The sequence below is a fragment of the Leifsonia xyli subsp. cynodontis genome (genome assembly GCF_050632205.1).
GTDB lineage: Bacteria > Actinomycetota > Actinomycetes > Actinomycetales > Microbacteriaceae > Leifsonia > Leifsonia xyli_D.
Map to the genome: position 1 here is coordinate 2044347 of NZ_CP192578.1, position 12676 is coordinate 2057022.

Sequence of the window (12676 nt, forward strand, 5' to 3'; positions counted from 1 at the left end):
CGCTCAGGCGGTAGCCCGTCGCGATCCCCAGCGGATGCTCGCGATGGCGACCGCCACGATCGCGAGCAACGTGCCGCCGATGGTCGAGAAGGCGAGGCCGTGGCCAGAGGTCGGCAGCAGCAGGTCGAGGAGCAGCGCGGCGACCAGCTGGCCGGCGACGGTGGCGAGGCCGAGCAGCAGGACTCCGGTGATCCGCACCAGCAGGGCGGTCACGCCGATGAACACGCAGCCGAGCGCGCCTCCGATGTAGAGCCACGGCTCGGACGGCAACTGCTTGGGCAGCCCCGCGACGCCCCACCGGACCAGCATCAGCACCACCAGCACGGTCGTCCCGACGGCGAAGTTGAGGAAGGTGGCGCTGAGCGCACTCTCGGCCACCACGCGGACCTGCCCGTTGACCGCCTGCTGCCAGCCGGTGCCGAGGCCCGCGATGAGCGGCAGGATCATCAGCCACACCGGGGCGCTGCCGCCGAACTGCGCGGACACCGCCCAGGTGACGGCGGCCAGCGCGAGCAGGGCTCCGACGAGGCGCGCGGGCGTGAGCGGACGGCGGCCGCCGGGGCCGATGCCGACACGGTCGAGCACGAGGCCGCTGATCGTCTGGCCCGCGACGACGGCGACGGTGAACAGTGCGACGCCGAGGGCCGCGGCCGCGAGACCCTGGGACAGCACGAGGAACGAACCGGCCGCGCCTCCGCAGACGTACCACCAGCGGATGCGGCGCTCGCGCAGCGCATCCCGCACCCGGGCCAGCCCGCGGCGGCCCGCCGGCGCGATGGCGAGCCCGATGCTCAGGATGATGAGGCCGGATCCGAACGAGATGGCGGCCGCGGTGAACCCGTCGGCGAGACGGCTGCCGAGTTCGCCGTTGATGCGCGATTGGATGGCGACGAGCGCACCGCAGAGCAGGGCGAAGACGAGGGCGAGCCAGAGCGGGAGCGAGCGAGCGGTCACTCGCTCCACCCTAGGCCCGCGGGCGGCGCTGCGGCCCGGCTCAGGGCGCGGGTGCGTCGCCGTCGGTCGGCTCCGGATGGGGCAGCCAGTCGATGTTCTCCTCCGGCGCGACCTCCTTCTCCTGGCTCAGGTCGTAGTCGTCGTCGTTCTTCTTGTCGCTCATGCGAGCCACCCTACGCCCGGCCCCCGACAGCGCCGGGCAGGTCGGCGAGGGCGCCGAGCGGCGACTCGATCGCGTCCGCGACCTCCCGCAGGAAGCCCGCCGCGACGCCGCCGTCGGTGACCCGGTGGTCGAACACGAGGGAGAGCTGCAGGATGCGGCGGGGCACCACCTGCCCGTCCACCACCCACGGCCGCTCGATGGCCCGGCCCAGGCCGAGGATCGCGACCTCGGGGTGGTTGATGATCGCCGCGCTGCCGTCGACGCCGAGACTGCCGTAGTTGTTGATCGTGAACGTCGAGCCGGCGAGGTCGGCCGGCGGCAGCGTCCCCTCGCGGGCGGCGCGGGCGAGGCGGTCGAGCTCGGCGTCGAGTTCCCGCACCGACAGACGGTCGGCGCGACGGATCACCGGCACGAGCAGCCCGCGGTCGGTGTTCGCGGCGAAACCGAGGTTGACGCCCTCGAAGGTGACGAGGCCCTGGCCGTCGGCGGTGACGCGGCCGGCGAGCTCGGGATGCCGCGCGAGCGCCGCCAGGGCGAAGCGCGCGGCGAACGAGAGGAGGGAGGGGGCGCGGCCGTCCCGGGCGAGGCGGCGGCGGCCGTCCCACAGCTCGGTGACGTCCACATCCACCCAGACGGTCGCCTCGGGGATCTCGGACCGGCTGCGCGTCATCGTCTCGGCGACGGTTCGGCGGAGGCGGGAGAACGGCGTGGTCGCGTGGACGGCGAGACCGGTGCGGGAGTCGGTGGTGGCGTCGGGATGCGCGGCGGCGGGCTGCGCTGCCGCCGCGGGCGCCGTCGCGAACGCCGCCTCCACATCCCGCCGCGTGACGACGCCGTCCGGCCGGCTCGGCCGCAGCGTCGCGAGGTCGATGCCGTGGCTCCGCGCCAGCGCACGCACCACCGGCGAGACGACCGGCACGATCCGCGGGGGCGCCGACGGACGTTCCGCCGTGATCGTCGACCCGCGGGCGACGCGTCCGCGACGGCCGCCATGCGACGTCGTGCCGTAGCCGACGAGCACCTGGCCGCTGCCACCGGACGACGACGACGACGCGGCCGTGGCCGCCGCCTCCTCCACCTCGATGAGCGGAGCGCCGACGAGGATGGTCTCCCCCTCGTCCCCGTGCAGCGCCGCGACCGTTCCGGCGTACGGCGACGGCACCTCGACGACCGACTTGGCGGTCTCGACCTCGGCGATCGGCTGATCGGTGGTCACCGTGTCACCGACGGCCACCAGCCAGCGGACCAGCTCCGCGTCGGTCAGTCCCTCGCCGAGATCCGGGAGGGTGAAGGTGCGGGTGGTCATGCGTCCTCCCACTGCAGCGCATCCACCGCATCCAGCACCCGGTCCACATCGGGCAGGTAGAACCTCTCGAGCTTCGGGGGCGCGAACGGGGTGTCGAAGCCGGTCACGCGGCGCACCGGCGCGAGGAGGTGGTGGAAGCAGCGCTCGGAGACGCGGGCCGCGATCTCGGCGGCCATGCTCGCGAAACCGGGCGCCTCGGCGATCACCACCGCGCGTCCCGTTGCGCGGACGGCGGCGCACACCGTCTCGTCGTCGAAGGGGACGAGCGAGCGCAGGTCGATCACGCCGAGCTCGCGTCCCTCCTCGGCGGCGGCCTCGGCGGCGGCGAGCGCCACGGGGACGGAGGGGCCGTAGGCGATCAGCGTCGCGTCGCCGCCCTCCCGGGCGACCCGCGCGCGTCCGATCTCCGGGAGCGGGGCCCCCGTATCCACCTCGCCGGTCGACCAGTACAGCTTCTTCGGCTCGAGGAACACGACGGGGTCGGGATGCGCGATCGCGGCACGCAGCAGGCCGTACGCATCCTGCGGCGTGGCCGGCGACACGACGGTCAGCCCGGGCGTGTGCACGTAGTACGCCTCCGACGAGTCGGAGTGGTGCTCCACGCCGCCGATCCCTCCGGCGTACGGGATGCGGATCACCAACGGCAGGCGGACGGCGCCGCGCGTGCGATTGCCCATCTTGGCGACATGGTCGACGATCTGCTCGAACGCGGGATACGCGAAGGCGTCGAACTGCATCTCGACGACGGGGCGCATCCCGTTCATGGCCATGCCGACGGCGGTGCCCACGATGCCGGACTCCGCCAGCGGGGTGTCGAAGCAGCGGCTCTCGCCGAACCGGGCGGTCAAGCCGTCCGTGATGCGGAACACGCCGCCCAGGGGCCCGACGTCCTCGCCGAAGACGACGACGGACGGATCGGCGGCGAGCGCGTCGGCGAGGGCGCGGTTGAGGGCCTGCGCCATGGTCAGGGTGGCCGGTGCGCCGCGGTGGTCTCCGGCGGCGTCGGCGGGGGCGTCGTGCATGAGCGTCATCGTGCGGCCTCCTCGGCGGCGAGCTGCTGCGCCTGCTCGCGCAGCTGCGGGGTGGGCGTCGCGTAGACGTGGGCGAAGAGGTCCTCGGGATGCGGTTCGGCGTCGGCCATGACGGCGGTGCGCAGTTCGGTGGCGATCCGCTCGGCGTGGGCGTGCGCCTCGGCGTCGTCGCCCTCCGTCAGCGCATCCTGCGCCGTCAGCCACGTGCGCAGCCGGAGCAACGGGTCGCGGGCGACCCACCGCTCCACCTCGTCGGCGGTGCGGTAGCGCGTGGCGTCGTCGGCGTTGGTGTGCGACTTCATGCGGTACGTCAGCGCCTCGACCAGGGTCGGGCCGCCGCCCTCGCGCGCCTCGGTGACCGCCTCGCCGAGCACGGCGAGCAGCGCGGCCAGGTCGTTGCCGTCGACGAGGCGGCCGCGCATCCCGTACCCGATGCCCTTGTGCGCGATGCTCGGCGCGGCGGTCTGGCGGCTGAGCGGCACCGAGATCGCGTACCCGTTGTTCTGCACGAGGAACACGACCGGCAGGTGGAACACCGCCGCGAAGTTGAGCGCCTCGTGGAAGTCGCCCTCGCTGGTCGCGCCGTCGCCGCACATGGCCAGCACCACGGTGTCCTCGCCGCGCAGGCGGGCTGCGTGCGCGAAGCCGACCGCGTGTAGCAGCTGGGTCGCGAGCGGGGTCGATTGCGGCGCGACGTGGTGCGCGTTCGGGTCGTATCCCGAGTGCCAGTCGCCGCGCAGCAGAACGAAGGCCTCGAACGGATCGACGCCGCGCTCGATGACGGCGACCGCGTCGCGGTAGGTGGGGAAGAGCCAGTCCTGCTCGCCGAGCACCATCGCGGCGGCGACCTCGCAGGCCTCCTGCCCGTGCGACGACGGGTAGACCGCGAGGCGGCCCTGACGCACCAGGGCGTCGGCCTGGTCGTTGATGCGGCGGGCCAGCACGAGCCGGCGGTAGCCGTCCAGCAGGGTGGCGGTGGACGGGATCGGGTGGCGGTCGTCGGGGTGGGGCCGGCCGTCCTGGTCGATGAGCCGCAGCGGGGTGTCGCCGGGCAGCAGATCGTCCGCGTGCATCTGTTCTCCTTCGAAAGACGTCGCTCCCCTTCATGGTGACTTCGCCGGACGTCCAGCGCTACGGGTCCGGGCAAGACGAGACGGACGGATGCGCGGGCGCGGTTTCGGTGCCAGACTGTCCAGCACCATGGACGACATCGACGTACGTATCCTGGACGCTCTGCGCGCCGACGGCCGCGCCTCCATCACCTCCGTCGCCGAGGCGGCGCACGTCTCGCGGGCGAACGCGTACGCGCGGCTGTCGCGGCTGATGGCGGACGGCGTGATCACCGGCTTCACGGCGAAGGTCGACCCGCGGCTCTCCGGCCGGGCGTCGTCGGCGTACGTGACGCTGCGGGTGGAGCAGGCGGACTGGCACGACCTGCGGGATCGGCTGCGCGGCATCCCGGAGGTGGAGCACTTCGCGCTGGTCGGCGGCGACTTCGACGTCATCCTGCTGGTGCGGGCCCGCGACAACGAGGACCTGCGGCGCGTGGTGCTGGAGGAGCTGACGAGCATCCCGTCGGTGCGGGACACCAAGACGTCGCTGGTGTTCGAGGACCACGACCTCCGCTGACGCGGGTCCGGGGCGGGGATTCGTCACGAATGGTCGCTTTGCGCCGCGCAAAGCGACCATTCGTGACGAATCCCGCGTGCTAAGGGCGGCGATTTGTGCCAAATGTCGGGAATGCGAGCGCCATAACCGCGATTTGGCACAAATCGCACGAGTGGGAGGCGCGCGCGGCCGGGTTGCCCGAGGGTCTGGATTCTGCGACGATGACATTGCTGAACGATCGTTCGGTAATTCGCCGGGTTCGAGGGAGAGCGCGATGGCGGAGGCCTACCTCGTCGGCGGGGTCCGCACCCCGGTCGGCCGCTACGGCGGCGCACTCGCCGGCGTGCGACCCGACGACCTCGCCGCGCTCGTCGTCGCCGAGGCGGTCCGCCGCGCGGCCGCACCCGCCGACGCCCTCGACGAGGTGATCCTCGGCGCCACGAACCAGGCCGGGGAGGACAACCGCAACGTCGCCCGCATGGCCGTGCTCCTCGCCGGACTCCCCGACGAGGTCCCGGCGATGACCGTCAACCGGCTGTGCGCATCCGGCCTCACCGCCGTCATCCAGGCCGCGCAGGCCATCCGCGCCGGGGATGCCGACCTCGTCGTCGCGGGCGGAGTCGAGTCGATGACCCGGGCGCCGTGGGTGCAGGCGAAGCCCGAGCGCGCGTACGCGAAGCCCGGGCCGCAGTTCGACACGTCGATCGGGTGGCGCTTCACCAACCCGAGACTCCTCGCCCGCGACAAGGCGACCTACACGATGCCCGAGACGGCGGAGGAGGTCGCCCGGATCGACGGCATCGGCCGCGAGGAGGCGGATGCGTTCGCCCTCGACAGCCACCGCCGGGCCGCCGCCGCCTCCGACGCCGGACGGTTCGGCGCCGAGCTGCTGCCGGTCGAGACGCCGTCCGGCGCGGTGACCGCCGACGAGGGCATCCGCCGCGACAGCAGCATGGATGCGCTCGCCCGCCTGAAGCCGGTGGTCGCGGGCGGCAGCGTGGTCACCGCGGGCAACGCCTCCCCGCTGAACGACGGAGCCTCCGCGATCCTCGTCGCGAGCGGCGAGGCCGTCGAGCGCTACGGGCTGACGCCCCGGGCCCGGATCGTCGCCGCCGCGAGCGCGGGCGTCGCCCCCGAGGTGATGGGCCTCGGGCCGGTGCCCGCGACGCAGAAGGCGCTGGCCCGGGCGGGGCTCGAGGTGTCGGACCTCGACGCCGTGGAGCTCAACGAGGCCTTCGCCAGCCAGGCCCTCGCCTGCATCCGCCGCCTCGGCCTCGACCCCGCGACCGTCAACGCCGACGGCGGCGCCATCGCCCTCGGCCACGCGCTCGGGTCGAGCGGGTCGCGCATCCTGGTCACTCTGCTGGGCCGGATGGAGCGCGAGGGCGCCCGACGCGGGCTCGCGACGATGTGCGTCGGCGTCGGCCAGGGCACGTCGCTCATCGTGGAGGCCGTATGAGCCACGAGCGCAGCCTCGCGATCGAGGAGCGCGCCGACCGCGTGGTCGTCACGCTCGATCGTCCGGAGCGCCGCAACGCGATCGATCAGCGGATGGTGGACGGGCTGCACCAGGTGTGCGAGGCGCTGGAGCGCGAGCCGCGCATCCTCATCCTCACCGGCGCCGGCGGTGTCTTCGCGTCGGGAGCCGACATCGCCGAGCTGCGCGAGCGGACGGCGGAGGACGCCGAGCGCGGCATCAACGACACGATCTTCTCGCGCATCGCCGGCCTGCCGATGCCGGTCATCGCCGCGCTCGACGGCTACGCGCTCGGCGGCGGCGCCGAGCTCGCCTACGCTGCCGACCTGCGGATCGGCACCCCGCGGCTCCGGATCGGCAACCCGGAGACGGGCCTCGGAATCATCGCGGCGGCGGGCGCGCTGTGGCGGCTTCCCCAGCTGGTCGGGCTGCCGCTCGCGACCGAGCTGGTGCTGACCGGGCGCATCCTCACCGGGGACGAGGCGCTGGCCGCCGGACTGGTGAGCAGCCTCCACGAGCCGGCCGAGCTGATGGCGGCGGCGGATGCGCTGGCCGACCGGATCGCCGCGAACGACCCGCTCGCGACCCGCCTGACCAAGCGGGTGCTGCGCGCGCCGCTCGCCGAGCATCCCACCGCCGAGCGGGAGGCGCAGGCGCAGACGTTCGAGTCGCCGGAGAAGCGACGGCGGATGACCGAGTTCCTGGAGCGGAGGGCGGCACGATGACCGGGGGATACTGCCGGAGCGCGTCGCGGTCATCGGCGGCGGGCGCATGGGCGCGGGGATCGCGCACGCCTTCGTCATGGCCGGCGCCGACGTCGCGGTGATCGAGCGGGATGCGTCCGCGGCGGCCGACGCCCGCGACCGCATCCTGGCCTCGGTCGAGGCGAGCGTCCGCCGCGGCGCGCTGCCGCCCGATCCCTCGCGGCTGCTCGTCACCGTCACCTGGGAGGCGCTCGGCCGTGCGGAGCTCGCCATCGAGGCCGTGCCCGAGCTGATCGGCCTCAAGCGCGAGGCGCTGAGCCGCGCCGAGGACCTGCTGCCGGTGGATGCGGTGCTCGCCACGAACACGTCGTCCCTCTCCATCGACGTGCTGGCCGAGGGGCTGCAGCGGCCGGGCGCATTCCTCGGGATGCACTTCTTCAACCCGGTGCCCGCCTCCAGCCTGGTCGAGGTCGTGCTCGGGTCGGCCACCGCGCCCTCCGCGGCGAGCGCCGCCGGCCGGTGGGTCGCCGGCCTCGGCAAGACGGCGATCACGGTACGCGACTCCCCGGCTTCGCCTCGTCGCGGCTGGGTGTGCTGCTCGGACTCGAGGCGATCCGGATGCTCGAGGAGGGCGTCGCGACGGCGAAGGACATCGACGCGGCGATGACGCTCGGCTACAAGCATCCCGTCGGCCCGCTCCACCTCACCGACCTGGTCGGGCTGGATGTGCGGCTCGACATCGCCGAGTACCTCGCCCGCGAGCTGGGCCCGCGGTTCGAGCCGCCGGAGCTGCTGCGCCGCATGGTCGCCGAGGGCATGCTCGGGCGCAAGGCCGGGCACGGGTTCTACGACTGGACGGAGACAGCGCCGCCGGAGCTGGCGCCCCCGGTGCCGGCGACCCGGGCGCTACCGATCCGGGGCGTCGATGATGAGGTTCGTGATGCGCGCCGTGCAGAGCCGGTTGCCGTCCTCATCCGTCACCACGATCTCGTGCGACGCGATCGTGCGACCGAGCCGGATCGCCGTGGCCACGCCGGTGACCAGCCCCGATCGCGCCGAGCGGTGGTGCGTCGCGTTGATGTCGACCCCGACCGCGCTGCGCCCGGGACCGGCGTGGATGACGGCGGCCCACGACCCGAGCGCCTCGGCGAAGGCGACCGACGCCCCGCCGTGCAGCAGCCCGAACGACTGGCGGTTGCCCTCGACGGGCATCGTCGCCACGACGCGCTCCGCGGACTGCTCCAGGATGCGCACCCCCATCTTCACGTCGAGCTCGCCCAGTTCGATCGTCCAGTCGCCGTCGGCCATGCGGTCAGCATACGCATCCACTCGCCCCTCGATTCCCGGAGGCCTCTCATGATCCTGCCCAGCTACATCCGCGACGGATGGTGGACGCCCGACCCCGACGCAGGCGAGGGCGCCGCCGACATCCTGGACGCGTCGACCGGCGCCCCGATCGCGCAGGTCAGCACCGCCGGACTCGACCTCGCCGGTGCGCTGGAGCACGCGCGGACGGTCGGGCAGCGCTCCCTCGGCGAGCTCACGTTCCACCAGCGGGCCTTGCGGCTGAAGCAGCTCGCCCAGGCGCTGACCGACCGCAAGGACGAGCTGTACGCGCTGTCCGCGCAGTCCGGCGCGACCCGGGCGGACGCGTGGATCGACGTCGACGGCGGCATCGGCGCGCTGTTCACGTACGGGTCGAAGGGACGGCGGGAGCTGCCGAACGCCCAGGTCGTGCTCGACGGCCCGCTGGAGCAGCTGTCGAAGGACGGCAGCTTCCTCGGGCGCCACGTCTACACCCGCCTGCCCGGGGTCGCGGTGCAGATCAACGCGTTCAACTTCCCGGTGTGGGGGATGCTCGAGAAGCTCGGGCCGTCGTTCCTGGCGGGCATGCCGACGCTCGTGAAGCCGGCGACCCCGACCGCGTTCGTCGCCGAGGCGGCCGTGCGGATCATGGTCGACTCCGGGCTCCTCCCGGAGGGATCGCTGCAGCTGGTCTGCGGCGCCGTCCCCGACCTGTTCGAGAACCTGCGGCTCGGAGACCTCGTCGCCTTCACCGGGTCTGCGTCCACCGCAGAGAAGCTGCGCACCCACGACTCCGTGCAGACCGGCGGGGTGCGGTTCACCAGCGAGACCGACTCGATCAACGCGTCCGTGCTCGGCCCGGATGCGGTGACCGGCACGCCCGAGTTCGACGCGTACGTGAAGGGGCTCGTCGTCGAGCTGACCGCCAAGTCCGGGCAGAAGTGCACCGCCATCCGCAGGGCGATCGTGCCGGCGCCGCTCGCGGACGATGTGATCGGCGCGGTGCGCGAGCGGATCGCCTCCCGCGTCGTCATCGGCGATCCCCGTGCGGAGGGCGTGACCATGGGACCGCTGGCGTCGCGGACCCAGCGCGACGAGGTGCTCCGGCAGGTCTCGCGGCTGGTCGCCGCGGGCGGAGAGCTCGTGCTGGGCGGCCTCGACCAGCCGACCGTGGTGCACGCCGACGGCACGACCGGCGCCGCTCCGGAGGGCGCGTTCGTCGCCCCGCTGCTGCTGCGCTTCGCCGACGCGTGGACGCCCGAGGCGCACACGATCGAGGCGTTCGGTCCGGTCGCGAGCATCCTGCCGTACGACACGGCGGAGGAGGCGGTCGCGCTCGTCGCGCGCGGCGGCGGCTCGCTGGTCACCAGCGTCGCCACCCACGACCCCGACTTCGCGCGGACGTTCGTGCTCGGCTCCGGCGCGTACAACGGCCGCATCCTGGTGCTCGACCGGGATGACGCGCGCACCTCCACGGGGCACGGGTCGCCGATGCCGCACCTCGTGCACGGCGGGCCGGGCCGCGCCGGCGGCGGGGAGGAGCTCGGCGGGATCCGCGCGGTGCTGCACCACATGCAGCGGACGGCGCTGCAGGGGTCGCCCGACCTGCTGACCGCGATCACCGGGGTGTGGCATCCGGGAGCTGTGGCGCACGCGGGCGACCAGCATCCGTTCCGCAAGTCGCTGGCGACGTTGCGCATCGGCGACCAGGTGCAGGCCGGGCCGCGGCGGGTGACGCTCGACGACATCGAGGAGTTCGCGACCTCGACCGGCGACACGTTCTACGCGCATATGGACGAGGATGCGGCGGCGGCGAATCCGTTCTTCCCCGGCCGGGTGGCGCACGGCTACCTGCTCGTGTCGTGGGCGGCGGGGCTGTTCGTCGACCCCGAGCCCGGGCCGGTGCTCGCCAACTACGGGCTGGAGGATCTGCGGTTCCTGACGCCGGTCGTCCCCGGCGACAGCATCCGCGTCGCGCTGACCGCGAAGCAGATCACGCCGCGCGAGACCGACGACTACGGCGAGGTGCGGTGGGATGCGCGCATCCTGAACCAGCGGGACGAGCTCGTCGCCACCTACGACGTGCTCACCCTCGTCGCGAAGTAGCCGATCCCTCCGTCCTCGCCGGGGTGCGCCCGCCGTCGAGTCCGCGAAGTTTGCACGGCGCGGCGGCGTGTCGCGTGCAACGTTCGCGGACTCGACGGTGGGGGACGGGATCAGCGGAGCGCGAGCGCGAGGATGGTGTCGGCGAGGTCGTCGGGCGTCAGCGGGCCGGCGGGGGTGTACCACTCGGTGAGCGAGTTGATCATGCCGAACAGGAGCCGCGCGACGACGGCCGGGTCGGCGTCGGTCCGCAGCGAGCCCTCGTCGCGCGCCTCCGCCACGAGGGCGGCCACCGCGTGGTCGAACGCACGGCGGCGTTCGAGCGCCGCGCGCTCCACGTCGGTGTTGCCGCGCACGCGCAGCAGCAGCGTCACGTACGGCAGCCGGTCGGCGAGCACGCGGACGGCTCCGCGCAGCACGGAGGCGAGCCGGTCGGCGGCGGGTCCCTGGGTCGCCTCGGGGGCGCGGATCACGCCCTCGAGACCGTCGAGCGCCTCGTCGAGGGCCAGACCGAGCAGTTCGTCCTTCGAGGCGACGTGGTGGTAGATCGCCGACTTCGAGAGTCCGAGCCGGTCGGCGAGCATCCCGATCGACGTGGCGTCGTACCCGTGCTCGATGAACGCGGCGACGGCGACCTCGAGGATGCCGCGCTGGTCGTAGCCGGGGCGCCCGCGCCGCAGCGTGTCCGAATCCGCCGTGTCCGCCATCCGCTCAGTCTGGCACGCGGGCCGCGGTGAGGGATATACTGACCGAACGATCAGTAAGTAAAGGGGAGGTCGATGGAGACCACCACCGAGCAGGCCGCATTCGACGCGCTCATCGCCGACGACGCCCGCATCGAGCCGCGCGACTGGATGCCCGACGACTACCGCAGGACGCTCATCCGCCAGATGTCGCAGCACGCGCACTCCGAGATCATCGGGATGCAGCCGGAGGCGAACTGGATCTCGCGCGCCCCCAGCCTCAAGCGCAAGGCGATCCTCATGGCCAAGGTGCAGGACGAGGCCGGCCACGGGCTCTACCTCTACTCCGCCACCGAGACGCTCGGCGTGACGCGCGACGAGCTCACGCAGCAGCTCCTCGATGGCAAGGCCAAGTACTCCTCGATCTTCAACTACCCGACGCTCAGCTGGGCCGACATCGGCGCGATCGGCTGGCTGGTCGACGGCGCCGCCATCTGCAACCAGGTGCCGCTCTGCCGCTGCTCGTACGCGCCGTACGGCCGCGCGATGGTCCGCATCTGCAAGGAGGAGTCGTTCCACCAGCGGCAGGGCTTCGAGATCCTGCTCACCCTGATGCGCGGCACCCCCGAGCAGCAGCGCATGGCTCAGGATGCGGTGGACCGCTGGTACTGGCCGTCGCTGATGATGTTCGGCCCACCGGACGCCGACTCGCCCAACTCCGCCCGTTCGATGGCGTGGAACATCAAGCGCTTCTCGAACGACGAGCTGCGCCAGCGGTTCGTCGGGATGCTCGTCCCGCAGGCCGAGGCGCTGGGCGTCACCCTGCCCGACCCGGACCTGCGCTGGAACGAGGAGCGCCAGGCGTACGACATGGGCGAGATCGACTGGAGCGAGCTGCAGGAGATCATCGCCGGCCGCGGGCCGTGCAACGCCCAGCGCATGCAGCGCCGCCGCGAGGCGCACGAGGAGGGGCGCTGGGTGCGGGAGGCTGCGGCCGCCTACGCCGAGAAGCGGGCCGCGGCGCAGACCGCCGCCGCTCCCGCCGAGCACGCGGAGGCCGTCGCATGACCGCCGAGCCGTGGCCCCTCTGGGAGGTCTTCGTCCGCGCCTCCCGCGGCCTCAGCCACGTGCACGTCGGCTCGCTGCACGCGCCCGACGAGCAGCTGGCCGTCCGCAACGCCCGCGACCTGTACACCCGCCGCGGCGAGGGCGTCTCGATCTGGGTGGTCCGCGCCGACGCCATCACCACGAGCGACCCGGACGCGAAGGATGCGTTCTTCACCTCTCCCGAGGGCAAGAACTTCCGGCACGCGACGTACTACACCGCGGCCGAGGGGTGAAG

At 73.2% G+C, this 12676-nt stretch carries 13 protein-coding genes and 1 pseudogene; 7 read left to right on the forward strand and 7 right to left on the reverse strand.

Annotated features, from left to right (window positions below; all coding sequences use genetic code 11):
- Positions 1 to 3: 3 nt before the first annotated feature.
- Genes ACQ86M_RS10030 through pdhA form a run of 5 tightly spaced genes read right to left on the reverse strand, consistent with a single transcriptional unit; the run spans position 4 to position 4527 of the window.
- Positions 4 to 954 carry a DMT family transporter gene (locus tag ACQ86M_RS10030; protein WP_431245343.1) on the reverse strand — a complete coding sequence of 317 codons (951 nt, stop codon included), beginning with the start codon at positions 952 to 954 and terminating at the stop codon, positions 4 to 6.
- Positions 955 to 994: 40 nt separating this feature from the next.
- Positions 995 to 1117 carry a hypothetical protein gene (locus ACQ86M_RS10035; RefSeq protein WP_431245344.1) on the reverse strand — a complete coding sequence of 41 codons (123 nt, stop codon included), beginning with the start codon at positions 1115 to 1117 and terminating at the stop codon, positions 995 to 997.
- Between the two features lie 10 nt (positions 1118 to 1127).
- Positions 1128 to 2423, reverse strand: a complete 1296-nt coding sequence (locus tag ACQ86M_RS10040; protein WP_431245345.1) for a dihydrolipoamide acetyltransferase family protein — start codon at positions 2421 to 2423, stop codon at positions 1128 to 1130.
- The gene (locus ACQ86M_RS10045) at positions 2420 to 3454 is read right to left on the reverse strand and encodes an alpha-ketoacid dehydrogenase subunit beta (protein ID WP_431245346.1); all 1035 of its coding nucleotides are present in this window, start codon (positions 3452 to 3454) and stop codon (positions 2420 to 2422) included. The genes ACQ86M_RS10040 and ACQ86M_RS10045 overlap by 4 nt, the downstream gene beginning before the upstream one ends.
- On the reverse strand, positions 3451 to 4527 hold the full coding sequence (pdhA, locus tag ACQ86M_RS10050; RefSeq protein ID WP_431245347.1) for a pyruvate dehydrogenase (acetyl-transferring) E1 component subunit alpha: 1077 nt from the start codon (positions 4525 to 4527) through the stop codon (positions 3451 to 3453). Before pdhA ends, ACQ86M_RS10045 begins: the two co-directional genes overlap by 4 nt.
- A 127-nt stretch (positions 4528 to 4654) precedes the next feature.
- Here pdhA and ACQ86M_RS10055 point away from each other — a divergent pair, with 127 nt between their 5' ends.
- The 4 genes and pseudogenes from ACQ86M_RS10055 to ACQ86M_RS10070 form a co-directional block, all read left to right on the forward strand.
- Complete coding sequence (locus ACQ86M_RS10055) at positions 4655 to 5083, forward strand: Lrp/AsnC family transcriptional regulator (protein WP_431245348.1); 429 nt, start codon at positions 4655 to 4657, stop codon at positions 5081 to 5083.
- Between the two features lie 253 nt (positions 5084 to 5336).
- Positions 5337 to 6521 carry a thiolase family protein gene (locus ACQ86M_RS10060; protein ID WP_431245349.1) on the forward strand — a complete coding sequence of 395 codons (1185 nt, stop codon included), beginning with the start codon at positions 5337 to 5339 and terminating at the stop codon, positions 6519 to 6521.
- Entirely contained in the window at positions 6518 to 7264 is a 747-nt protein-coding gene (locus tag ACQ86M_RS10065; protein WP_431245350.1) for an enoyl-CoA hydratase/isomerase family protein, read from the forward strand. Before ACQ86M_RS10060 ends, ACQ86M_RS10065 begins: the two co-directional genes overlap by 4 nt.
- 46 nt (positions 7265 to 7310) lie before the next feature.
- Positions 7311 to 8104: pseudogene (locus ACQ86M_RS10070) on the forward strand (3-hydroxyacyl-CoA dehydrogenase family protein); the annotation flags it as partial.
- Between the two features lie 45 nt (positions 8105 to 8149).
- On the opposite strand, the gene ACQ86M_RS10075 reads toward ACQ86M_RS10070, so the two are convergent.
- On the reverse strand, positions 8150 to 8551 hold the full coding sequence (locus tag ACQ86M_RS10075) for a PaaI family thioesterase (protein ID WP_064109636.1): 402 nt from the start codon (positions 8549 to 8551) through the stop codon (positions 8150 to 8152).
- Positions 8552 to 8599: 48 nt separating this feature from the next.
- On the opposite strand from ACQ86M_RS10075, the gene paaZ reads away from it, so the two are divergent.
- A complete protein-coding gene (gene paaZ / locus ACQ86M_RS10080; RefSeq protein ID WP_431247876.1) occupies positions 8600 to 10654 on the forward strand; it encodes a phenylacetic acid degradation bifunctional protein PaaZ in 2055 nt (684 codons plus the stop codon).
- A gap of 110 nt (positions 10655 to 10764) precedes the next feature.
- Here the strand turns inward: paaZ and ACQ86M_RS10085 are convergent, their stop codons facing one another.
- Positions 10765 to 11358 carry a TetR/AcrR family transcriptional regulator gene (locus ACQ86M_RS10085; protein WP_431245351.1) on the reverse strand — a complete coding sequence of 198 codons (594 nt, stop codon included), beginning with the start codon at positions 11356 to 11358 and terminating at the stop codon, positions 10765 to 10767.
- 72 nt (positions 11359 to 11430) lie between these two features.
- Between ACQ86M_RS10085 and paaA the strand changes: the two genes are divergently transcribed.
- Together paaA and paaB are read left to right on the forward strand one after the other, a co-directional pair.
- Positions 11431 to 12402 carry a 1,2-phenylacetyl-CoA epoxidase subunit PaaA gene (gene paaA / locus ACQ86M_RS10090; protein ID WP_431245352.1) on the forward strand — a complete coding sequence of 324 codons (972 nt, stop codon included), beginning with the start codon at positions 11431 to 11433 and terminating at the stop codon, positions 12400 to 12402.
- A complete protein-coding gene (gene paaB, locus ACQ86M_RS10095; protein ID WP_431218578.1) occupies positions 12399 to 12674 on the forward strand; it encodes a 1,2-phenylacetyl-CoA epoxidase subunit PaaB in 276 nt (91 codons plus the stop codon). The genes paaA and paaB overlap by 4 nt, the downstream gene beginning before the upstream one ends.
- The last annotated feature ends 2 nt before the right edge of the window (positions 12675 to 12676 follow it).